The 22180-nt window shown below is 40.7% G+C and carries 19 protein-coding genes; 2 read left to right on the top strand and 17 right to left on the bottom strand.

Annotated features, from left to right (window positions below; genetic code table 11):
* Position 1: 1 nt before the first annotated feature.
* The 8 genes from ftsY to M9189_RS07130 all read right to left on the bottom strand — a co-directional run bounded on the left by ftsY (position 2) and on the right by M9189_RS07130 (position 7854).
* A complete protein-coding gene (gene ftsY, locus M9189_RS07165) occupies positions 2–955 on the bottom strand; it encodes a signal recognition particle-docking protein FtsY (RefSeq protein ID WP_250722003.1) in 954 nt (317 codons plus the stop codon).
* A gap of 146 nt (positions 956–1101) precedes the next feature.
* Positions 1102–1257: a DUF4295 domain-containing protein gene (locus M9189_RS07160; RefSeq protein WP_250722002.1), complete on the bottom strand. Its 156-nt coding sequence runs from the start codon at positions 1255–1257 to the stop codon at positions 1102–1104.
* Between the two features lie 12 nt (positions 1258–1269).
* On the bottom strand, positions 1270–1458 hold the full coding sequence (gene rpmG, locus M9189_RS07155) for a 50S ribosomal protein L33 (RefSeq protein WP_250722001.1): 189 nt from the start codon (positions 1456–1458) through the stop codon (positions 1270–1272).
* A 15-nt stretch (positions 1459–1473) separates the two neighbouring features.
* The gene (rpmB, locus tag M9189_RS07150) at positions 1474–1719 is read right to left on the bottom strand and encodes a 50S ribosomal protein L28 (RefSeq protein WP_250722000.1); all 246 of its coding nucleotides are present in this window, start codon (positions 1717–1719) and stop codon (positions 1474–1476) included.
* Positions 1720–1851: 132 nt separating this feature from the next.
* Complete coding sequence (locus tag M9189_RS07145) at positions 1852–3099, bottom strand: competence/damage-inducible protein A (RefSeq protein ID WP_250721999.1); 1248 nt, start codon at positions 3097–3099, stop codon at positions 1852–1854.
* Between the two features lie 5 nt (positions 3100–3104).
* Complete coding sequence (gene lgt / locus M9189_RS07140; RefSeq protein ID WP_250721998.1) at positions 3105–3959, bottom strand: prolipoprotein diacylglyceryl transferase; 855 nt, start codon at positions 3957–3959, stop codon at positions 3105–3107.
* 12 nt (positions 3960–3971) lie between these two features.
* Positions 3972–7292, bottom strand: coding sequence for a preprotein translocase subunit SecA (gene secA / locus M9189_RS07135; protein ID WP_256469213.1), 3321 nt, complete (start codon positions 7290–7292; stop codon positions 3972–3974).
* Positions 7293–7371: 79 nt separating this feature from the next.
* A complete protein-coding gene (locus M9189_RS07130; RefSeq protein WP_250721997.1) occupies positions 7372–7854 on the bottom strand; it encodes a hypothetical protein in 483 nt (160 codons plus the stop codon).
* 302 nt (positions 7855–8156) lie between these two features.
* On the opposite strand from M9189_RS07130, the gene trhO reads away from it, so the two are divergent.
* Together trhO and M9189_RS07120 are read left to right on the top strand one after the other, a co-directional pair.
* On the top strand, positions 8157–9173 hold the full coding sequence (trhO, locus tag M9189_RS07125) for an oxygen-dependent tRNA uridine(34) hydroxylase TrhO (RefSeq protein WP_250721996.1): 1017 nt from the start codon (positions 8157–8159) through the stop codon (positions 9171–9173).
* A complete protein-coding gene (locus M9189_RS07120; protein ID WP_250721995.1) occupies positions 9167–10180 on the top strand; it encodes a tRNA dihydrouridine synthase in 1014 nt (337 codons plus the stop codon). Before trhO ends, M9189_RS07120 begins: the two co-directional genes overlap by 7 nt.
* Positions 10181–10715: 535 nt before the next feature.
* Here the strand turns inward: M9189_RS07120 and M9189_RS07115 are convergent.
* The 9 genes from M9189_RS07115 to M9189_RS07080 all read right to left on the bottom strand — a co-directional run bounded on the left by M9189_RS07115 (position 10716) and on the right by M9189_RS07080 (position 22177).
* Entirely contained in the window at positions 10716–11411 is a 696-nt protein-coding gene (locus M9189_RS07115; RefSeq protein ID WP_250721994.1) for a M48 family metallopeptidase, read from the bottom strand.
* Positions 11411–14638: a type I restriction endonuclease subunit R gene (locus M9189_RS07110; RefSeq protein WP_250721993.1), complete on the bottom strand. Its 3228-nt coding sequence runs from the start codon at positions 14636–14638 to the stop codon at positions 11411–11413. The genes M9189_RS07115 and M9189_RS07110 overlap by 1 nt, the downstream gene beginning before the upstream one ends.
* Before the next feature lie 117 nt (positions 14639–14755).
* The gene (locus M9189_RS12890; RefSeq protein ID WP_256469212.1) at positions 14756–14884 is read right to left on the bottom strand and encodes a hypothetical protein; all 129 of its coding nucleotides are present in this window, start codon (positions 14882–14884) and stop codon (positions 14756–14758) included.
* A gap of 56 nt (positions 14885–14940) precedes the next feature.
* Positions 14941–15183 (bottom strand): DUF2188 domain-containing protein, encoded by a 243-nt coding sequence (locus M9189_RS07105; RefSeq protein ID WP_250721992.1) that lies wholly within the window; start codon positions 15181–15183, stop codon positions 14941–14943.
* A gap of 19 nt (positions 15184–15202) precedes the next feature.
* Entirely contained in the window at positions 15203–17350 is a 2148-nt protein-coding gene (locus M9189_RS07100; protein WP_250721991.1) for an AAA family ATPase, read from the bottom strand.
* 153 nt (positions 17351–17503) lie between these two features.
* Positions 17504–18355, bottom strand: a complete 852-nt coding sequence (locus M9189_RS07095; protein WP_071136790.1) for an HAD family hydrolase — start codon at positions 18353–18355, stop codon at positions 17504–17506.
* Between the two features lie 19 nt (positions 18356–18374).
* Positions 18375–19607 carry a restriction endonuclease subunit S gene (locus tag M9189_RS07090; RefSeq protein ID WP_083373234.1) on the bottom strand — a complete coding sequence of 411 codons (1233 nt, stop codon included), beginning with the start codon at positions 19605–19607 and terminating at the stop codon, positions 18375–18377.
* A 7-nt stretch (positions 19608–19614) separates the two neighbouring features.
* Positions 19615–20613: a virulence RhuM family protein gene (rhuM, locus tag M9189_RS07085; RefSeq protein ID WP_071136789.1), complete on the bottom strand. Its 999-nt coding sequence runs from the start codon at positions 20611–20613 to the stop codon at positions 19615–19617.
* Between the two features lie 4 nt (positions 20614–20617).
* Positions 20618–22177: a type I restriction-modification system subunit M gene (locus M9189_RS07080; RefSeq protein ID WP_250721990.1), complete on the bottom strand. Its 1560-nt coding sequence runs from the start codon at positions 22175–22177 to the stop codon at positions 20618–20620.
* Positions 22178–22180: the final 3 nt, after the last annotated feature.

The raw sequence follows: 22180 nt of genomic DNA, 5'->3' as shown, positions 1-22180 counted from the left end.
ACTATTCTCCAAAGAGGGAATCGACAAAGGCCTCACGGTCAAATACCTGTAAATCCTCTATTCCTTCACCAATTCCAATGTATTTTACGGGTATTTTAAACTGATCAGAGATACCTATTACGACACCTCCCTTTGCGGTTCCATCAAGTTTGGTTACTGCAAGTGCATTGACCTCTGTGGCCAAGGTAAACTGCTTAGCCTGTTCGAAGGCATTCTGGCCTGTCGATCCGTCCAAAACTAGCAATACCTCATGTGGTGCATCGGGAACGATCTTACGCATCACATTCTTTATCTTTGTAAGCTCGTTCATCAGGTTGGTCTTGTTGTGCAGACGACCTGCCGTATCAATAATAACAACGTCAATATTGTTGGCTTTGGCCGATGATATTGTGTCAAAGGCTACTGAAGCCGGGTCTGCCCCCATTTTCTGCTTAATAAGGTCTATTCCGACCCTGTCAGCCCATATCTCAAGCTGATCAATAGCAGCAGCCCTGAAGGTGTCTCCGGCACCTAGCAGAACACTTTTCCCTGCACTTTTAAACTTATGAGCCAGTTTACCGATCGTAGTAGTCTTACCAACACCATTGACACCTACAACCATTATTACATATGGTTTTGCTTTCTCAGGAATATCAAAGTCCCCATCAATGCCATTCCGGTTTTCCTTTAACAGATCCTTTATCTCTTCCCTAAGGATACGATCGAGTTCTGAGGCACTAACATACTTGTCCCGCGAAACCCTTGCCTCTATCCTCTCTATTATCTTGATTGTTGTGGCTACACCAACATCTGAACTAATCAGAACTTCTTCAAGCTCATCCAATAGATCCTCATCCACCTTGGATTTACCAACCACCATACGGGTGATCTTTTGCAATACGCTTTCCTTGGTTTTGGAAAGGCCTTCATTTAGTTTTTCCTTTTTGGACCTGTTAAAAGCACTGAATAATCCCATGATTCTGAATTGTTTTAATCACTGCAACCGGGCAGAAGTAAGGTCACAGCATTCTGATGACTGAAACAGTGGCAAATATAACTATTTATAAACAACAAAGCCTTCCGTGGGGAAGGCTTTGTAAATTAGTTTCAGGGATTTCAACTTTAGTTCTTGTTGAAATAGTCCTTTACATTATCATTGGTCACAATATCCTGTTGGAAAGTATAAGCACCGGTTTTAGGTGACTTTACCATCTTGATAACCATTGTATATCCTTTTCCTGCACCTGTTTGCAGTTTGGAGACAGCTTTCTTTGCCATGACTTAATATCTTTATTTTATTTCACGATGTACTGTTACACGCCTAAGGATAGGATTGTACTTCTTAAGTTCCATCCTGTCGGGAGTGTTCTTCCTATTCTTAACGGTAATGTACCTGGAAGTTCCGGGTAGTCCGCTTTCCTTGTGTTCAGTGCATTCCAGTATGACCTGAATGCGGTTGCCTTTACCTTTCTTAGCCATTTTTTCTACCCCCTATTATATTTTTGTTCTCAAAAATCCTTTTTCCTTTGCTGATTTGATAGCAGCATGAATACCAACCTTGTTGATATAGCGCAGGCCGGTTGCAGATACTTTCAGGCTAACCCAACGATCTTCTTCGGGAAGATAAAACTTCCTGTTGAAAAGATTCGGATTAAACCTCCTTTTGGTACGTCTTTTTGAGTGGGAAACATTGTTCCCGATCATAAAGCTCTTTCCGGTTATTTCACAAACATTTGACATTTCTATATCGCTTTTATCTACGTTTTTCAAACAGAGCGCAAAATACGCGATTTTTTTTCAATATACCAAATACTTGCAAGCATAATTTCGCTCTTTTTCTGCTTTTTTATGCTTTTTATCCGTCATATTAGATTAAAGCTCTCCCTTCTCCAGCAACTGTTTCATAACAATCACACCGGCATCGGCGGTGCGCATAATAACCCGCTCACGTCCCTTTCCAAACAAAAACCTGCGACTCAGTACTTTATCCTTTGAAGCCCATGCGATCCAAACTGTACCAACAGGTTTTTCATCACTACCGCCCGTTGGGCCCGCAATACCTGAGGTTGATATTGCATAATCACTACCTGTAATCCTGATAGCTCCTTGTGCCATAGCTTCGACTACTTCGCGACTTACAGCACCGTGTTGCTCAATCAGGCCAGTATCCACACCAAGTACACCTGCTTTCACACTGTTTGAATAGGCAACTACAGAGCCGTTAAACACCTCTGAAGCACCGGGAATTGATGTAAACAAATGGGATAGATAACCTCCTGAACAACTTTCAGCACAGGCAATTGTGGCAGATTTGGCCTTAAGGAGTCTTATCAACTCCTCTTCTGGTTTCTGGTCGTCAAAACCAAAGATAATATCTCCAATCAGGGGATAAAGTTGATCTATCGCTTTATCAACTGCTTCCTCCAACTGTTTTCTTTCACTTCCCTTTGCGCTGAGCCTTAACCTAATCTTTCCCGGTGAAGGCAAATATGCAAGTCTGATACAGTCCGGAAGACTCTCCTCCCATTCACTTATGTGCTCGGCTAGAATAGATTCAGGTATGTCAAACACATGAATAGTACGATGTATTAGGGCCTCTGTTGGGAATGCCTTGATAAGCCTTGGAAGCACTTCTGTACTCATTGCATGCTTCATCTCAGAGGGAACACCGGGCATTGAAACAAGAACACCTTTTGGGGTGGAAAACCACATAATTGGGGCTGTTCCTACCATATTTCTGATTACCGTACATGACTCAGGAACCATGGCCTGAGTACGGTTGAGTTCGTTAATGCTGTGAACCCTCCCTTTGAGGAAAGTCTCCACATCCGAATACACCTCCGAATTAAATACCAGCTTTGTATTGAAAAAGCGGCACAAGGCCGCTTTTGTAATATCATCTTTTGTTGGCCCTAAACCACCGCTTATCAGCACTATTGGAGACCTTTCTGTAGTCTCTTTAAGCACTGCCAGTATTTCGTCTTCTTTGTCGCTAACTGAAGTGATGCGGTGAACTGAAATACCTGCTTTTGACAGTTCCTGTCCTATCCAGGCAGAGTTGGTATCCACTACCTGACCAATAAGGAGTTCGTCGCCAATAGTAATAATATCAGCCTTCATCTCTACTATTTCTTATTGCGTCGTTCTCTTCTGTTTTCAATTATAAGTGTCTCAACCTTTGGACTCTTAAGTGCTTTATTTACAAAGTAAATACCCAATATAATAAAAGGAATACTTAAAAGCTGTCCCATATTCAGAAGCATACTGTCTTCAAAGGCTTCCTGGTTTTCCTTGACAAACTCAATAAGGAAACGGCAGCCAAAAACACTTGTAAGCAAAGTGCCAAACATCAGTCCTGGTCTTTCAGATGCATTACGTCTCCAATACATATACATCAACAGTATAAAGATACCCAGATAACATAAAGCCTCATATAGCTGAGCAGGATGTCTTGGAAGTGTAGGGTCGTCCAAACCGTGCGCCTTTAGGAAAACGAAGCCCCAGGGTACTGTTGTCACGCTTCCGACTATCTCTGAATTCATCAGGTTTCCAAGCCTTATAAAAGTAGCACCCAAGGCTACCGGAACTACCAGCTTGTCAAGTGTCCAGAGCATGGAACGTTTGGTTACAAATCTTGAGTACATGAAAACGGCTACCAGTATTCCCACAGCGCCTCCATGACTAGCCAGACCGCCTTCCCATACCTTAATAATATCTTCCGGATGAGTAGAATAATAATCCCAGCCGTAAAATATTACGTGTCCCATTCGGGCTCCAATAATAGTAGCAACCATCACAAAGATGAAAAGCTTGTCAAGCCATTCCTGTGGTGCGTTATCGCGCTTGTACATCTTCTCGGCAATATAGTAACCTAGAATAAATGCAATAGCGAAGAACAAGCCATAATAGCGTACTGCTACTGGTCCTAGTGAAAAAAGTGCCGGGTCCGGAGCCCAGGTTATGTAATTGAAAATAAACATAATATGGTTAGCTTATTCAAGTTTTCCGTGACATTGTTTGTATTTCTTTCCACTTCCACATGGGCATGGATCATTCCTTCCAACCTTCTTTTCAGCTTTCACAGGTTGCACTACCTGTGGTCTGGGTTGATTCTCAGCTTGCTGAGCTCTTGAAGTTCCAGGTATTCCAGCCCCAGGATCATCCTTCTGGGTTCTGAGTGCAGATAGGTCAACCCTGCGCCTTTGTTCAGCCTGTCTTACCTGATTTGGGTCTCTTACAGGAATATGAGCCTTTGACAATGTAGCAACAATGGCCTTGTTGTTCTTGTCTATCATGGTCTTGAACAGGTTGAAAGACTCAAACTTATATATCAACAGCGGATCTTTCTGTTCGTATGAGGCATTCTGAACAGCCTGCTTAAGGTCGTCCAGTTCCCTTAGGTGTTCCTTCCATGCTTCGTCAATAGTAATAAGCATTATTGCCTTCTCGAATGCCTTTACAAGATCAAGACCTTCGCTTTCATATGCATTCTTGAGATTTACAGTAATATGGAATATTCTATGACCATCAGAAATCGGTACTACTATGTTTTCGTATAGCTCGCCCTTGGTCTCGAATACATTCTTTATCACCGGATATGCCTGTTTGCCAATTTGCTCCCTCCTTCTTGTATATCTATCCCAAACAAGTTCATAAAGCTTTTCTGTAAGCTCATTGGCTTTTATCTCATGTAGTTCTTCTTCTTCAAAGGGACATTCAACAGAAAACAGACGAATCAGTTCCATTCTCAGTAACTCAACATCACCAGAATCTTTGAAGTCTGCAACAACGCTTTCAACAGTATCAAACATCATATTGGAGATCTCAACATGCATACGTTCTCCAAACAATGCGCGACGTCTCTTTGTATATATTACCTCACGCTGGGCATTCATTACGTCGTCATATTCAAGAAGTCGCTTACGTATACCAAAGTTGTTTTCTTCAACCTTCTTTTGAGCTCTCTCGATGGACTTGGTAATCATGCCTGCCTGTATCACCTCTCCTTCCTCAAGACCCAGACGGTCCATAGTCTTTATTAGCCTGTCACCGCCAAACAAACGCATCAGGTCGTCCTCAAGTGATACAAAGAATTGTGAAGAACCCGGGTCTCCCTGACGTCCTGCACGACCTCTCAACTGACGGTCAACTCTTCGTGATTCATGCCTTTCAGTACCTACGATTGCAAGACCTCCTGCAGCCTTTACCTCGTCACTCAGCTTGATGTCGGTACCGCGACCGGCCATATTTGTTGCAATTGTTACTACTCCTTTCTTACCGGCCTCTGCAACAATCTCTGCCTCACGCTGGTGTAACTTAGCATTCAGCACATTGTGAGAGATTCCCCTCAACTTAAGCATGCGACTTAAGAGTTCGGAAACTTCCACAGATGTAGTACCAACAAGGACAGGTCGGCCTGCATTTACCAAAGCAACTATCTCTTCAATTACTGCATTGTACTTCTCTCTTTTTGTCTTATATACCTTGTCGTCAAGGTCAGCACGCTGTATAGGTCGGTTGGTCGGGATAACCACTACATCCAGCTTGTAGATGTTCCAAAACTCACCTGCTTCTGTCTCGGCAGTACCGGTCATACCGGAGAGTTTATGATACATCCTGAAGTAGTTTTGGAGGGTAATTGTAGCATAGGTCTGTGTAGCAGCTTCCACCTTTACTCTTTCCTTTGCCTCAATAGCCTGGTGCAAACCGTCAGAGTACCGTCTGCCCTCCATTATACGTCCGGTCTGTTCATCCACTATCTTGACCTTGTTGTCAATAACCACGTATTCAACGTCCTTTTCGAACATTGTGTAGGCCTTGAGCAACTGGTTGATGGTATGTACGCGCTCAGACTTAATAGAATAGCTTTGCATCAGCTCCTCTTTCTTCTGGAGCTTTTCTTCATCACTTAGATTTTCTTTCTCAAGTGTAGCCAGTTCGGAACCAATATCCGGAAGCACAAAGAAATTTGAATCCTCAGACGTATCAGTTATAAGGTCTATACCCTTTTCTGTAAGTTCAACTGAGTTTGTCTTCTCATCAATTACAAAATACAGAGGATCTGTAACCACATGCATATTCTTATTGTTCTCCTGCATGTAGAAGTTTTCCATCTTGATCATTCCTGCCTTCATTCCGGGTTCGCTAAGGAACTTAATCAAAGGTTTGCTTTTGGGCATACCTTTAAATGAACGAAGCAGCAGTAGGAAACCATCCTCCTGTTCCTTGGAATCATCTGATTTTAATTTCTGTCTTGCATCGGCTAGCAGTTGTGTAGTTAACCTGCGCTGTGCTTCAACAAGCTTTTCAACCTTGGGACGCAGTTCAACAAAGAGCTGATCATCACCCTTGGGTACCGGACCTGAAATAATCAAAGGAGTACGTGCATCATCGATAAGCACTGAGTCAACCTCGTCGACGATTGCATAATTGTGCATGCGCTGTACCAGATCGTCAGGCGATACAGCCATATTATCACGCAGATAGTCAAAACCAAATTCATTGTTTGTACCAAAGGTTATATCTGCCTGATATGCCTTACGACGTTCCGGGGAGTTTGGTTGATGTTTATCAATACAGTCAACACTGAGACCATGAAACATATAAATTGGTCCCATCCACTCGGAGTCACGTTTTGCAAGGTAGTCGTTGACCGTTACAACATGAACCCCACGACCACTCAATGCATTCAGAAATACAGGAAGGGTAGCTACAAGAGTCTTACCTTCACCGGTTGCCATCTCAGCAATTTTTCCCTGGTGAAGGACCACACCACCAATCAGCTGAACATCATAGTGTACCATGTCCCAGGTAACCATGTTACCTCCGGCCATCCATGAATTTTTGTACACCGCCTTATCTCCAGAGATAGTAACAAAGTCATATTTTGTAGCCAGATCCCTGTCAAAATCATTGGCAGTAACTTCTATTTCCTTGCTTTCAGCAAAGCGTCGTGCAGTTTCCTTCACTATGGAAAAAGCCTCAGGAAGAGCTTCATTGAGAGCGTTCTCTATCTTTTCCTTGATATCTTTGTCAAGCCTGTCAATCTCTTCATAAATCTTTTCTCTCTGAGAGATGTCAGGAGTTTGTTCAACACTGGCTTTAAGTTCATCAATCCTGGCCTGGTCTTCAGCATAAGATGCAGCAATTATTTGTCTGAGGGCTGCTGAACGGGCACGCAGTTCATCATTTGAAAGACTACTAATACCAGGGTAAACGGCATGTATCTTTTCGATAAAGGGCTTTAACTCCTTCATATCCCTTTCCGACTTATTGCCCAGAAACATTGACAGTATATTACCTACGATACTCATATTATCAGTGGATTAAATAACACATGAAATATCCGGAATCAGTTCCGGCATTGTTAACAATTAAAACAAAATGAAGATGTTATGCAAGAATTGCAAAACACAAGTCAGTAGAGGGGCCGGCTCTCACCGGGATACATGTTAAAGCTATGGCTGACCAGCCATAGCTGCCAGGTGTTATAACAGATGGAATCTTACTAAAATAAAGTCCTGCATGATAAAGCGGTTGAAAATCACAATCAACAACTAGTTTTTCAAGCTGCAGATTTCGCTTTATTTCAGGTCTGACTACCAGCTTAATTGCTCTGAATCCATCAGGTAATGATGACTCTCTATTCAGCCTTGTATATCCCTTCCTCTCGTCAAGGTCTGAGACAGTTGCAGTGATAGCTGAATAATTTGAAAAGAAAGCCTCATAAGGATTGCAATCGGAAACCAGGTATACAAATGCATTATGTCTGCATAAAACTACAGCATCTGCAGGCAGAGAATGCCCGGCAGCAAGAGCGACGCTCAACGACAACCCTACAAGTGTAATGTAGTTTATTTCAGACCTAATCTTCATTACTGTCTCTCCTGACCTGCTGCCAATGACTTACAGCAGTCTTAATATTAGAGGGTAAAGATGGTAAAATTATCTGTAGCTCCTCTATATTTAAGAAAAAATTGCAAATTTAGAGCAATGAAAAATGGCGTGACCCTTAGTAAAGCCGTTTGAATCAGCCATGACTACAGCGGCAGGAAGGGATCACGCCATCTTGTTGAATAAAAACAATCAGTTTGGCTGGTGGTTCAAAAACCCTCAACATTACACCTGGATTTCGGATGTATTTGTCCTTTTTCTATCTTTGCCAAAAATTTAGTCAAATGAAACTCCATAATAAATACAGTAAGGAAGTCCTGCTTGCAAGATTACAGGCGGAATCATTCAGACGTCGTACTGTCTCTTTTTACCGCTATGTAAACATTGAGAATCCCAAAGAGTTCAGGGATCAATTGTATCTTGCCCTTGACAGTTTATCCTGTCTAGGACGTATCTATGTTGCCCATGAGGGAATAAATGCACAGATGAATGTTCCAGAACATAATATTGATGCTTTTTTAGAATATCTGCAATCGGTTTGCGAATTGCAGGATATGCCATTGAAATGGGCTATTGAGGAGTCGAAGTACTCATTCATAAAGTTAGTTGTACGTGTACGGCCCAAGATAGTAGCCGACGGACTGGAGGATGGTGCATTTGATGTAACAAACGTTGGAAAGCACTTATCCCCTGTTGAGTTTCACGAACTTTCGCAGAAGGAAGATGTAGTTGTTGTAGATATGCGCAATAATTATGAAAGTGAGGTCGGCCGTTTTGAAAATGCTATTTGTCCGGATGCTGAAACCTTCCGTGAGGAACTTGAAGATGTTGTAGAAACATTGGCTGACAAAAAAGACAAAAAGATACTACTTTATTGTACCGGAGGTATTCGTTGCGAAAAGGCAAGCGCATGGCTCAAGCATCACGGATTCAGTGACGTAAACCAGCTTCACGGTGGTATTATAGCCTATGTGTCAGAGATAAGGCAGAAGGGCCTTGAGTCACGCTTTATAGGGAAGAATTTTGTATTTGACGAGCGACTTGGAGAAAGAGTTACTGATCATGTCCTGGGTAAGTGTTATCAGTGCGGAAAGCCTTGCGATACGCATGTGAATTGTAGGTATGATCCCTGCCATGAACTAGTAATTCAGTGCAGCGAGTGTGCTGAAAAATACGGAGGATGCTGCAGTGAAGAATGCTATACAAATATGAAGAGCTTCCCATGGCACCAAAAGGAATACAGAAAGCAACTTAACCAATTGCGACCTGTAATTGGAGAAAAGAGGGAAAAGGCATGCTAAGCAGCGGTAATTTTTGGAAGGATCTTAAGGGTCCGCTTTATATGCTAGCTCCAATGGAGGATGTAACTGATACTGCTTTCAGGGAACTGGTTATGCGGATTTCAACGCCTGGTCTGCCCCACATTCTTTTTACTGAGTTCACTTCAGTTGATGGACTTTGTCATCCTGTTGGCAGGGAAAAAGTAAGCTACCGTCTGAAGGTCTCTGACAGCGAGCGTGAATTGCTCGACACTCTGGGGATTAAACTTATTGCACAGGTTTGGGGTAATGATCCTGAAAAGTTCAGTTCTGCACTAAAGTATATTGAGGAAGAATACAGCTTTGATGCTATAGATATCAATATGGGCTGTCCGGTAAAGAATGTTGTAGCCCATGGCAGTGGATCAGCACTGATTGATTCAGAAACTCAGGCCGGGGAGATAATAGCTGCAGCAAGAGAGAGTCTCACCTTACCTCTGAGTGTAAAAACCAGAATTGGGTTTAAGTACAAAGATACAGAAAGGTGGATCTCCTATCTACTTAGCCAGCCTTTGGATGCAATTACAGTCCACGGACGGATTCAGAAGCAGATGTCTGAAGGTGAAACCGACTGGAATGAGATAGGAAGAGCTGTAGGCTTGCGTAATGCAATAGCTCCCGATATCAAGCTTATAGGAAATGGAGACGTCAGTTCCCTTGAAGAGGCTAATGAAAAGATTGCAAAATATGGTACTGACGGTATTATGTTTGGTAGAGGGATATTCAGAAATCCATGGCTGTTCTACCCATTCAACATCGACATTGGGATAAAGGAAAGAACTGAAGCCCTTAGGTTACACCTGGATCTGTTTAAAAAGGCCTGGGGTGAAGGCAGGCATTTCCCAATCCTGAAAAGGTTTTTTAAGATTTATCTTTCTGATTTTCCAGGAGCAGCCTCTTTCAGATCAGCCATGATGGACGTAAACTCTTTTGATGAAGCGGAATACATAATTGAGTCTTTTAGTATGGAAAAAATACCGGGTAGTTAACAAATTATATTTTGTAGTTAATTACTGTTAAACCGCAGGGTTTAGACAAACTATCTAAAAAGTGAAAGCGTAGAATGCCGAGAATCAGGTCACTAAGGACCTGATAAAAAAGCTACTTAACTTAACTGAATCCGGTTTGCGTGTATGTGCAGTAGCGGATTAGAAGCACTTACCTGTCCGATTAGCACAAAGTTTCTTAAAAGTACAGAGCTTCGATTTACCAGTTCACCCGCTATTGCCACATACACGCTGTTACAAGCTGGCCTTCTGTCCTCCGTCATTGTCAAGCCTTGTCCAGTATGGGTTTTCGCTGTTTCTGTCCAACTGTTTTTGTGTCGGTTGTGGGTGGCGAAAAAATAAAACACCGAAGGGAGGGAAGAAAAAAATGAATTTACTCGCATATTGCTGGTTTTCATAGGTGCTCGTGATTGCTTCGCAATTCTTTTGGGGTTGGCGAAAAGCACACTCTTTTGCAAGATTTGGTCTGTGCTTGGTCTTGCGCGGCTTGCAAATGTGTGTGCTTTTGCGTGTAGGCTCATGCTAATAGTTTTTCTAATTTCATTTTCCACTTTTCCCAGTCTTTCATTTCCTTTGTCTGTAAATCTATAAATTTCTGTGTATGGCCATGATGAATTAAATGACAAAGTTCGTGTATGATTACATATTCGATGCAGCCTTTTGGTGCTTTAATCAATTCAGGATTTAAGATGATTTTTCCTTTCGGAGTGCAGCTTCCCCAACGTGTAGGCATGTCACGCAACACAATTGAACTTGGTTCTACTTTATGCTTCTTGAATTTTTCAATAAGTGGTGTTGCGATGGCATGAAACTTTGCCCTTGCATGTTGCAAGTACCAGTCATACAATAAATCTTTAGCTCTTGATTTTTCGCTTGCTGTAACTAAAATGAATTTCCCTTTTAGTTTTACTGATTCTTCTTTACCAATTTGAATTTGTAAACGGTACTGTCTGCCTAAATATAGATGGGTTTCTCCGCTAATGTATTTTCGGCTTGGTGTCTTTGGCTGAAAGGAAAGAAAGAAGCTTTGCTGCTTAATTATCCAAGGTGCTTTTTTTCTAATTTTCTCTTTCACTTTTTCTAAGCTTGTATCAGCTGGAGCTTTTACTAACACTTCCATTTCGGGTGTTACAGTAATGCCAAGTGATTTTCTGTCTGAATACTCCAAACGAAAATCTATTGTTCTACTTCCATATTGTATAGCTGCTGTCATTACTTGTAACGGATTTTAGCCACTTCAATACAATCTTCGGCAATCTTGTCCATGTCTTTAAATGACAAGTCCACATTGTATTTGTCCCGTACTTCATCAATTAAATAATCGCCAATTTCAATGATCAACTTTCCGGTGATATTCGTTTTGTATTGCCAGTCAACAATCGGTTTGCCATTTTCCAATACTGAAGCTTGAATCAGGTCGTCAATTTGTAAAGCTGCTTGCGTTGCGATTTCTTTACATACCGCATCATCTTGAATCTTTTCAGATAGTGCCTCAAATGTCAATCCATAAAAGGCTTTGGCCACATCTCTCTCATTCAATTGTTCAGGAATATCATTGTCGGTATGAGCCAAAACATTGTTCATGATGTCTTGAACTCTGCTCAGGTATTGTGCTTCGCTGATGCGTTTGGCTTCATAGTCAGCAATGGTTTCTTTCAGCATTTGCGAAAACTTCTTGTAAAAAGCAGGGTCTTCATCCATTTTCTCGGTGATGTGCTTGGCTGTTCTGCTGGCAATCTTGTCCGCTTTTGCTGCTTTTCCGGTTGTGTTTTCTACTTCCTGCTGAAATTTATCCTTGTCAAATATGTTTACCAGTTCTGTGATGGTTTCAATTTTCTCTGTGGTAATGTGTGTGTCAATCAGTTTTTGAATTTGACCTTCATATTGTTTGTAGTCAATTTCATCACTGTATCTTTCCACTACTGCCAAACGTAGTTTCAAGAACATGGTCAAATCTTCTTTGTAACGGTTGATGGTTTTTTCCTCAACGTCTTTGTGAAATTGAATAGAAGACAAAGCAAGCTTTAAACTCTTGGCAAAGGCAGCCAATTTATCGTAAAATAAAACTCGTATTGCTTCATCTTTTAATAATTGCTGATATGCTTCTGCATCCCGTTTGTTGGCTATCGTTTTGAAAATATCCCAAAGGTCTGAATGCTTTTGCGGTAGTTTTTTAATTTCTTCCGAAATATTGGTAAGTGTTCCTACCAAATCCTCTTCATCAAAATCTTCAAATGAAGAGTACATCTGCAAAGCATCATCCAAATTTTCAATCACACCATAATAGTCAATGATGTAACCGAAATCTTTATCCGGATAAATCCGATTAACCCTGGCAATAGCCTGCAGGAGTTTGTGACCCAGTAAATTGCGTGTGAGGTACAGAACGGTGTTTTTGGGCTCATCAAATCCCGTTAGCAACTTATCCACCACGATGATAATCTCGGGGTCCTTTTGGTTCTTGAAACGATTGATGATATTCTTTTCATAACTCCGGGCATTACCATGTTCGTCCATCATTCGTTTCCAAAACTGATTTACCTTTTCCGATGATTTTTCATACGCACTTTCTTCTCCTTCTCGTTCGTCAATAGGTGAAATCAACACCTCGCTTGTTACAATACCGATTTCATCGAGGTACTCTTTATATTTTATCGCATTTATTTTTTTATCAGAAACCAACTGACCTTTAAAAGGAGTTTTGCCTTGCCAGTTGTTCCGGAAATGATAGCTGATGTCCCAGGCAATCATCCGCATCTTTTGTTCGGCTGAATTCAGGTGATCATAACGAGCAAATTTCTTTTTAATGTCCGCTTTTTGATATTCCGTCAGGGGCTCAGAAACCATTTCGAAGAATGTATCTATGGGACTTGCGTTTACTTCCTGTATGGCCAGGCGTCCTTCATAAAGTAGCGGTACAACTGCCTGGTCACTAACAGCCTGTTCCACTGTGTAAGCATCAATGATTCCCCCAAATTTGGCAGCCGTGCTTTTATCTTTTTTGAAAAGCGGAGTTCCGGTCATCGCAATGTAGCATGCATTGGGCAAGGTTTTCTGCATGTCAAGGTTAAAGATGCCGTACTGACTCCGGTGCCCCTCATCTACCAATACAAAGATGTCATGGCTTTCGAGTGGCTTTTTAATTTTCTTGACAGCTGCATTAAACTTATTGATGATGGTGGTAACAACCGCATCGCTTTTACTTTCCAGTAGTTCCACCAATCGCTGTCCTGTGGTAGCATTATCTACGAACTTGCCACACTTTCTAAAAGTTTTGGTAATCTGATCATCCAAATCGGTTCTGTCGGTTACCAGAACAATTTTTGGATTGCGGATGCTGGGCTCCATGGCAATAGCCTGTGCCAGCATCACCATGGTTAATGATTTACCGCTCCCCTGGGTGTGCCAGATTACGCCGCCCTTTCTCTTGCCATTTTCTATTTGCCTGATGCGATGCATGGATTTTTTGATGGCAAAAAACTGTTGATAGCGGGCAATTTTTTTCTCCCCATTGTCAAACAAAATGAAATTGAAAACCAGATCCATTAATCGTTCGGGGCGGCACAATCCAAAGAGGTATTTGTCTTGCTCTGTGGGAAGAATTTCTTCCTGCTCCAAAGCATCAAAATATTGCCGAACGTATTTGAACCGGTCAGAAAACAAATGTTCCTTTATAGAAATCGGAAGTGGTTTGTTTTTGAGTATCTTCAACTTTTCATTGTACTCTTTTAACTTTTCACTTTCTTCAAATTTCTCTTGCCATTTCGCCCAGAATTTTTCGGGTGTTGCATTGGTAGCGTAGGCAGCATCCTGTGTGGCAATGCTTAAGATCAGTTGCGCATATACATATAAGCTTCTGATCCCATCTTCCTGTTGGCTACGTAAATGCTGACTAATCGCCTGCTTGAGCGGTTCTCTCATATCCGGACGCTTGCACTCAATGATGCAAAACGGAATACCGTTCACAAACAACACCAGATCCGGTCGGTAATGGTCTTTGCTGGTGCTGCGCATGACGCTGAACTCTTCGGTAACATGAAAAACATTGTTGTGGATGTTTTTCCAGTCGATATATAGGAGTGTAAAACTCTTTTTGTCCCCGTCAATGCTCTGCTCCAGGGGCTGGCCTAAAGTGAGCAAGTTGTAGGCCTTTTCACAGGCAGCTATATACCCTTCATTCATGGGCAGATTTTTCAGCGCCAGGATGCCCCGTTCAATATTTTCATCGGTGAACAGGCTCGTCTTGGTAGCGCTAAGCCGAATGCTGTTGATTTCTTTCAGCTGTTTGCGTAGCACATCTTCCAGCAGCACGTTGGTTGTTTTGCCACCTCTGAGCCGCTCGGCCTCAGCCGGGCTGAGATAGGTATAGCCCAGGTTTACCAGCATTTGCAATGCCGGAATCTGACTGATATGGTCTTCTTTAAAACTGGGTGTGTCCATTTTATTCAGTGATAAGTGATAAGTTAAAATGATATGTATAGAAATGAGCGATTTTCTTTACATGTTACATTTGTCATATATCGGTTTTGAACTTTTTTTTTACACATGACGCCATAATTATATCGGAATGCTCAGGGCAGCACCTTTCATCTCGGCCAATGCACTGCGTGCAGCAGCCGTTTTTTTTAGAATGGCCTTGGTTTCTAAATCGAAATCCAACGGAAGTTGTGGTATTTGATATGCCATGATTCAATCTTTGTTTTGCACAATAAAGCAATCACCTATATCATGCAGATTTTACTTTATTGTCTTTTTTTATCCTTTGGCGGATTAGGGTCTTTCCCATAACTGTTTGGGTTCTGAATCTTTCCGTCTTTTCCATGTGGTATCAATTCAGATTTTTCCTGTTTTGCTTTTTCACGGCTCCAATCCATTGCTTCCTTTTTGGTGTCAAAATGCTTGGAAGCTCTTTCTGCATTTTCTCTTTTTGAATCCCAACCACCTTTTTCGGAGTTTGGAACTACATGTCTTTCTTTACGTGGCATATATATTGAGTTTTTGGTTTCATGAAGTAACCTTTTCAATAAGTTTGAGCCATCTTTCTTTAACATCATCTCCACATCGGGTAACAATTCTCTCAAAATTTCTCTGAAATTCTTTTGCCAAATCTACCTTCCAACCTTCAGTGAGTGTATAACCATTATTTTTTGCAAACGCCTCCATCTGATTAACGATCGGTGCATTTTTATCATACAAATAGTCAAATTCATCTTCACTATTTACCCTGCGATATTGCTTGGCAAATATCCTTGCTAATTCATCTAATGGCATTAAGTCCTCTATTTCAAATTCTCCCTCTCCGATAAATTCCGAAACAGGAATCACTTTTTCTTTTTCCTCTGCATATAAGCCGTTATGCAATTGTTTGATCTTATCTTTACCAGGTTTATCGGAATCCATAATGACATAAGGCAAATTGTCTTCTCTACCTAACAGAATTTTAACGACTGGTGACATCCCTTTTACTCCTCCTGTAGGGATAAATACAACTTCTTTATCATTTTTATATTTTCCTTCTGCCAATACATATTTTTTGATTTGCTGAAGATATATTTGATCTGAAACCCCTTCCACTAAAACAGGCTGACAACCAATGAGTAAAGTGTCAGACACAGTAATTCCAATTGCAGCATGTATCGGATATATAGATTTTTCCGAAATTTTCTTGTTGGCTCTTAAATCGCTTGACACAACAGATTCCCCATTGTCCCCAATATACATAGCGTGAACGCCACTCAAATTATTGGTACTTACTAAAAACGGTGAGTGTGTTGTATAAATCAGTTGGTTTTCATTCGCCAATGAATTGAAAAAAGCTATTAAATCCATCTGAGCAACTGGGTGTAACGAAATACCAGGTTCATCCAATAACAATATACAGTTGGAATGAGAATCTTTACTTTCTACCAAAAAGACCAAAAAGAAGCTAAAGAACCATTGTAAACCTTTGCTTCTTCCTTCCAACTCAATTCTTTCAGGTCGTTTATCATCGCTTACCCATATTCTAAAATGATTTCCATCAGCCTGAAAATCAAAAATGTATTTTCCTTGCTTCCACCATGAAGCAAAATCTTGGGTTAGAGTTGTGGATGCAGACTGCAAAAGAATTCCTCTTTCTTTTTTATTTCTGCTCTCTTCTTCAATATCTTTATCTTTTGCCTCCTCAATGTGTTCTCCTGTCTTGGTTTTTCGTCCGTAGTGATCTGTTGTATGTTCAATAACTCTAATTGGCAAAGCTTCTTTTCCTAGTTGTAATATTTGTTCGGGAGATAGCTTTACGAACTCAAATAGCACTTTTAAACTTCTCGCTTTAGCTCTTTCTTTTTCTCCTAAATCTGTTCGGTTAAAATTATCAATTACATGTGGTAAATAAATTTCAGAATCCAGATTACCATAGTCAGAATAATAAACAAATGTGGGAAGATTGTCTTTTATGATATCAATACATTCTGTGGTAATTTTAATTCCGTTATCATCAAACGCCTTTATTACCTTTTTTACTTCTTTAAAGAAATTATCGGTGAAGAAAGCGTTTATGTTTACCTTCCTTTTATAGTTAGTTTCCAAAAACTGCTCAAAGGAGTTTTTAATCTGAATAATATCAGATTGTGAATAATTTTTATCTGAAACAATTTTACTTTTCTCCGATTCAATAAAACTATTAATTTTATCTAAATCTGTTTTTTCCTCTTTTGACTGCAATTCAGAATCGTTAAATTTATCAAGCAGCAACTCAAATACCCTCAATAAATCCTTACCATCAAAAGAAGATAGTTTATTCTGTGAATACTGGTATTCATAATCCCCATTGTATTTTCGGCTTACAACGATTTCCTTAACCAAACTTTGGTGCCACCCAGTTGTTTGAGACAATTTCTCAGCTACTAAACTATCAAAATCAAATTGTGCACTAATGAAGATTTCTTCGCCTTTAGTGCTACTATAATTGTGATATTTCTTTCTCGGATAGTCTATTAATGGGGCTATTGGTTCATTATTAGCAGGGTTTAACTTCCAAAGAGCAAGTAATAAATTGGTTTTCCCTGATTCGTTAGTACCTACAAGGCAGGTAACATTTTCTGCATCTATCCAACCCGAATCTTCAATTGAGCGGAAGTTTTGCACTCTGAATTTTGTAAGTTTCGCTTTCATATTTTTAGTTATTTATTATTCAACATTTTTCAACCTCAATTTCCCCGTCAACAACTGCTACATCAACCTCTTTCTTATTTTTTATGTATTTCTTTGTATTAAACAATCATCCGCTGATTGGCGAAACACATAAATTCATTCGGGGGATATGGACTACTTTTTATAATTCTGTAATTCAATTTCTGCCGCAATCGAGTCTATGCAAAGCTGGATGATTTTAAAAAGTGTGCTTCCTTCAGAATAGTCAGCTGGAGCAACATAATTTGCTCTGCCTTGGGAAACAAGTTCTTTTGTAATATTTTTTGCTTTCTGCCCTGCTCTTGATTTTGTGTTTGGATTGTAAACTGCTATTGATTTACCACCTTGAAAATTTATCATTTTCATAGCAGGTATATCTGTTTCTCCATCACCTATATATATCATCCGATTAAATGGCATAGGTCTTTCATCTTCGGGCATAAACTTATTTATACTCTCATTGTCCCATGCATTCATAATTCCCTTATTTATTCTAAAAAGAAACTGAGTCTTATTTGTATAATCAATGGCCAATGCCGGCCATTCAGCAACTTCATTAACATCATATTTGTACGCAGAAGCAAATACAACTTTGAATTCTTTATAGATTGTAGTTCCTTTTAGTATATCTCTTAGCCCGGATGAGATGATATAGTGCTCAATGACCAAGCCTTTCGAACGAGCATAGTCATTAATTTTCTTAAAATACTCCTCTACTCCAGTGAATAATGGCATGCCCTTTCCGTGGTCAATAAAGGCTTTTTTAGTTATCTGAATATCTTTTTCTTTGGCTCTTTTTAACATGTGGTGCATGTATGCCAAAATTTCATTCATATCATTTTCTCGAGCGATAGTTTTAACTTCTTTCCAAAATTCTCCACTATCGATCCCTAGTTTGGGTATGAATGAATGTTGTTGCATATTACCAGGGGCCAGTGTCCCATCAAAGTCATATGCAATAGCGATTCTTTGTAGCTTTCTTGCCATAATTGATATTGTTTATTACTTACACTTTGATTTCATTTTTCAACCTCAATTTCCCCGTCAACAACTGCTGCATCAACCCCTTCTTCTGCTCTTTCAACTGCTCTGCTTTGGCTTTGAGCAACTCGATTTCTTTATCGGCGGTTTGCAGGACCTCTGCAATGGCGGTTTGTTCTTCGATAGTTGGGTAAGGAATTTTTACAGTGCAAAAATCATCGTAGCTAATTTGCTTTCCATCTCTAATTCCAATCACAGCAATTGCTAAATGCCCGATAAAATCATAGCTTTTAAAATACTGTTTGTAAAATTCTTCACTAATCGGCTTCTTTGGTTTTAGAACTGTATATGCGGGACTCACTAAACCTCTGTAATATGAATATTCCAAACCGCCTTGAAATGAACGAAGGCTAATCACAAAATCCCCAACTTCAACGAGTTTAAAACCTTCTGTTCCTGTTGTTGGCATTGTAACCCTTCCTTCTAGCATTGTTCTTGGAATCATTCCCTTATCTTGTGTTGCGGAGAGTAATTCTTCATCTGCATATCCCTTTTTTGCCACACTTTTAAAAACTTCACCTGCACCTATTTTTTTCCACTCCCCACTAAACCCTTTCAATCTCATTTTACCGGTGAGGAGGTTTTGCATCAGCCATTTTTTGCGTTGTTCTTTTTGGCGGATGAGTTGTTCGGTAAGTTGGATGGCTTGGTCCCAAGTGCTGAGCACTTCGGCAATGCGCTTCTGCTCGGGAAGGGGTGGAAGGGGGATTTTGAGTTTTTTTACATCAGATGAGTTGATAGCAGGATAATTAGAGCCAACAAGTAGTTGATAAAACTGCTTTTGTATTGAATTTCCAAACAAGAACTGAAACAAATATTCATTGTAGATATTTTTACATGATATAACAGCAAAACCTGTAGATGCTATTAAATCTTTTACTTCATCCCTAATAATTGAAAATCCTTGTAGGTTGGGACGTACAGTAGATAGTAAAATATCATCTTTTCGCACAATCCTTCTTGCTCTGGAAGGTGCGGTTTCAAATATTTGTTTGGTTGTTTGAATATTAAAGTCTTCAGAATCTACATCTGATAATGATATGTAGTCAAATTTATAATCTTTAGGAGTATTACTACTTAAACTTTCTTTGTCAATATCGGCAACCTCCCCCAATTTCTTCACCTCCCAATCGGCAGGGATTTTTCCGATGGGTGTGTCTTTGTAGGCAGTTTGTGTATGTGGTGTTGTGGTGCTCATGGTTTTATTATCCTTTTTTAAGTTTTTTTATTGCTTTATCAAAGTCCGATTCAAAATTTCGGTCTTGTATAGGAGCAAACTTTTCGTATTCCTTTTCGGCTAATTTCTTAGCTACTTCGGCAGACATTTTTCCGGCATCTTTCAAAATTTGATAGTCGTTGAAATTCAGAAAAGCATCCAATTTGTCCACCCAGTCCTGCATCTTCATAGCGATCTGTCGCTTGGCTTGATTTTCAGCGTAATCCAAATACATAGAAACAATACGCTCCAGCTCTTTCAGCTCCTGCTCATTCAGGTAGTTTTTTGCCACCGAAACATCTGATTTCATAATCTTACCATGCGGTGCTGCTTTCCAGGTTTGCAAACCCATATTGGGCTTGGTGGCGTCTACACGTTGGGCAATGAGTTCTGCAGCGGTGTGTCCGGTTATAGCCCAATGCAATTTGTTTTGTACCGTTTTGTAAAACTTCTGGGTAATGGGCGACTTCGGGTCATAATCAATACTGGCTTCTGCATAGATGTCGGTGATCTTCTGGTAAAACCTCCGCTCCGAAGCTCTTATCGAGCGTATGCGCTCTAAGAGTTCGTCAAAGTAGTCCTTTCCGAACTTTTTTCCTTGCTTCAGGCGCTCGTCATCCAGCACAAAACCTTTAATGATGAACTCTTTGAGTGTATTGGTAGCCCAGATACGGAATTGAGTGGCATTGTAGCTGTTCACTCTATAGCCTACCGCAATGATGGCGTCTAAATTGTAGAAGTCTAACTCCCTGCTGACTTGCCGGTTACCTTCTTGTTGAACTATCCGGATTTTCCGGATAGTTGCCTCCCGTTGCAGTTCTCCCGATTCAAAGATATTCTTCAAGTGCTCATTAACCGTCCTTACGTCCACACCGAAGAGTTCCGCAATTTTCTTTTGCGTAAGCCAGAAAGTTTCATCTTCAAAGCGGATTTCCACTTTGACATCGCCCTTTGGGGTGGTGTATAATATGATTTGAGATTCTTGCATAACACTATTTCAATAGCTCCTTCAGGTATTTATCCATTTCCTGCTGCACCATTTTTAGTTCAGCCACAAGGGAATCAATCTCCTTTTGCACCGCAGCAATATCCACTTCGGCTTCTTCTTCAAAGGTGTCTACATAGCGGGGGATGTTCAGGTTAAAATCGTTTTCCTGTATTTCTTCAAAAGTGGCTACGTAGCTGTATTTTTCTTCTGCCACCCCCGGTTTTAGTTTACCTGCTGTAAAATCACGGTAGGTGTTTACTATGTGTTCAATATCGCTTGCACGAAGCTTGTTTTGGTTTTTAGCACTTTCGTAATGTTTGCTGGCATCAATAAACAACACATGTTTGCTGCTCTTTTGCTTGTTAAACACCATAATGGCTGCAGGAATGCCGGTACCAAAAAACAAGTTGGCAGGTAGGCCAATTACGGCTTCCAGTAAATTTTCTTCAATGGTTTTCTGTCTTATTTTTCCTTCGCTGCTGCCACGGAACAACACACCATGCGGCACAACTACACCTGCTTTGCCCTGTTCATTCAGCGTTTCTATCATGTGACTGATAAAAGCCCAGTCGCCTTTGCTTTTTGGCGGCACCCCTCTCCAAAAGCGGTTGTATTTATCGCTTTCAGGGTCGTAGCTCACGGTTGTTTTTTCTCCATCCTTATCTTCTACTTTTCCCCATTTGTCTAATGAGAAAGGCGGGTTGGCTACCACGGTATCAAACTTCATCAAAGCATCGCCTTCTTTCAGTTTAGGATTACGAATGGTATCGCCCCAGCGGATGGTAGCATTGTCAAATCCATGCAAAAACATGTTCATCACCGCCAACGCCCAAGTGCTTCCATTGGCTTCCTGCCCATATAGGGAGAAATTATCGGAACCCACTTCCATACCTGCTTTTATAAGCAATGAACCGGAACCGCAAGTCGGGTCACATATTCTGGATCCCGGTTTTGATTTGGTGAGTTTAGCCAGGAGGGTAGAAACTTCAGCCGGAGTAAAGAATTCTCCCGCCTTTTTTCCGGCATCACCGGCAAAGTTGGCTATCAGAAATTCGTAAGCGCCACCAATGATATCAGCCCCACCTAAATGGGAAGGACGCAAATCCAGTTTCTCAGAATTAAAATCAATGAGCAGGGTTTTCAGGCGTTGGTTTTTATCTTTAGGTTCGCCCAGCTTGCTGCTGTTAAAGTCTATATTTTGGAAAATGCCTGCACCGTCTTCGCTGTACAGTTTTTCACGGTTGGCTTCTTCCAAATCCGTCAAAGCAATATTGATGAGCTCTCCAATATTGGCTTCGTTGCGGTGGTCGTATAGATATTTAAAATGGCTATGCTCCGGCACAATAAAGCGTTCGTGTTGCATGGCACGTTTGGCACGTTCTACATTACCGTTGTATTTTTTCAGATAGCCTTCCATTTTATCGTCATGCACATCGCTGAGGTATTTTAGGAACAGCATGGTCAACACATAGTCTTTATAAACGCTTGGGTCAATGCTGCCTCTAAAGGTGTCACAAGCTTTCCAAACGGCATCGTTGATGTCTTTCTGAGTAATTTTTGTCATGAG

The organism is Xiashengella succiniciproducens, assembly GCF_023674465.1.
Taxonomy (GTDB): domain Bacteria; phylum Bacteroidota; class Bacteroidia; order Bacteroidales; family Marinilabiliaceae; genus Geofilum; species Geofilum succiniciproducens.
Note: the sequence above shows the minus strand (reverse complement) of the source record. Positions and strands in the feature narration are given on the sequence as shown.

Excerpts from the sequence above, each read along its gene's own strand:
- M9189_RS07095 (WP_071136790.1), bottom strand. The coding sequence starts at position 18,355 with ATGGCAAGAAAGCTACAAAGAATCGCTATTGCATATGACTTTGATGGG.
- M9189_RS07115 (WP_250721994.1), bottom strand. The coding sequence starts at position 11,411 with ATGACAGCAGCTATACAATATGGAAGTAGAACAATAGATTTTCGTTTG.
- M9189_RS07110 (WP_250721993.1), bottom strand. The coding sequence starts at position 14,638 with ATGGACACACCCAGTTTTAAAGAAGACCATATCAGTCAGATTCCGGCA.
- M9189_RS12890 (WP_256469212.1), bottom strand. The coding sequence starts at position 14,884 with ATGGCATATCAAATACCACAACTTCCGTTGGATTTCGATTTAGAAACC.
- rhuM (WP_071136789.1), bottom strand. The coding sequence starts at position 20,613 with ATGCAAGAATCTCAAATCATATTATACACCACCCCAAAGGGCGATGTC.
- M9189_RS07145 (WP_250721999.1), bottom strand. The coding sequence starts at position 3,099 with ATGAAGGCTGATATTATTACTATTGGCGACGAACTCCTTATTGGTCAG.
- trhO (WP_250721996.1), top strand. The coding sequence starts at position 8,157 with ATGAAACTCCATAATAAATACAGTAAGGAAGTCCTGCTTGCAAGATTA.
- rpmB (WP_250722000.1), bottom strand. The coding sequence starts at position 1,719 with ATGTCAAATGTTTGTGAAATAACCGGAAAGAGCTTTATGATCGGGAAC.
- M9189_RS07105 (WP_250721992.1), bottom strand. The coding sequence starts at position 15,183 with ATGCCACGTAAAGAAAGACATGTAGTTCCAAACTCCGAAAAAGGTGGT.
- M9189_RS07130 (WP_250721997.1), bottom strand. The coding sequence starts at position 7,854 with ATGAAGATTAGGTCTGAAATAAACTACATTACACTTGTAGGGTTGTCG.
- ftsY (WP_250722003.1), bottom strand. The coding sequence starts at position 955 with ATGGGATTATTCAGTGCTTTTAACAGGTCCAAAAAGGAAAAACTAAAT.
- rpmG (WP_250722001.1), bottom strand. The coding sequence starts at position 1,458 with ATGGCTAAGAAAGGTAAAGGCAACCGCATTCAGGTCATACTGGAATGC.
- M9189_RS07120 (WP_250721995.1), top strand. The coding sequence starts at position 9,167 with ATGCTAAGCAGCGGTAATTTTTGGAAGGATCTTAAGGGTCCGCTTTAT.
- lgt (WP_250721998.1), bottom strand. The coding sequence starts at position 3,959 with ATGTTTATTTTCAATTACATAACCTGGGCTCCGGACCCGGCACTTTTT.
- M9189_RS07160 (WP_250722002.1), bottom strand. The coding sequence starts at position 1,257 with ATGGCAAAGAAAGCTGTCTCCAAACTGCAAACAGGTGCAGGAAAAGGA.
- M9189_RS07100 (WP_250721991.1), bottom strand. The coding sequence starts at position 17,350 with ATGAAAGCGAAACTTACAAAATTCAGAGTGCAAAACTTCCGCTCAATT.
- M9189_RS07080 (WP_250721990.1), bottom strand. The coding sequence starts at position 22,177 with ATGACAAAAATTACTCAGAAAGACATCAACGATGCCGTTTGGAAAGCT.
- M9189_RS07090 (WP_083373234.1), bottom strand. The coding sequence starts at position 19,607 with ATGAGCACCACAACACCACATACACAAACTGCCTACAAAGACACACCC.
- secA (WP_256469213.1), bottom strand. The coding sequence starts at position 7,292 with ATGAGTATCGTAGGTAATATACTGTCAATGTTTCTGGGCAATAAGTCG.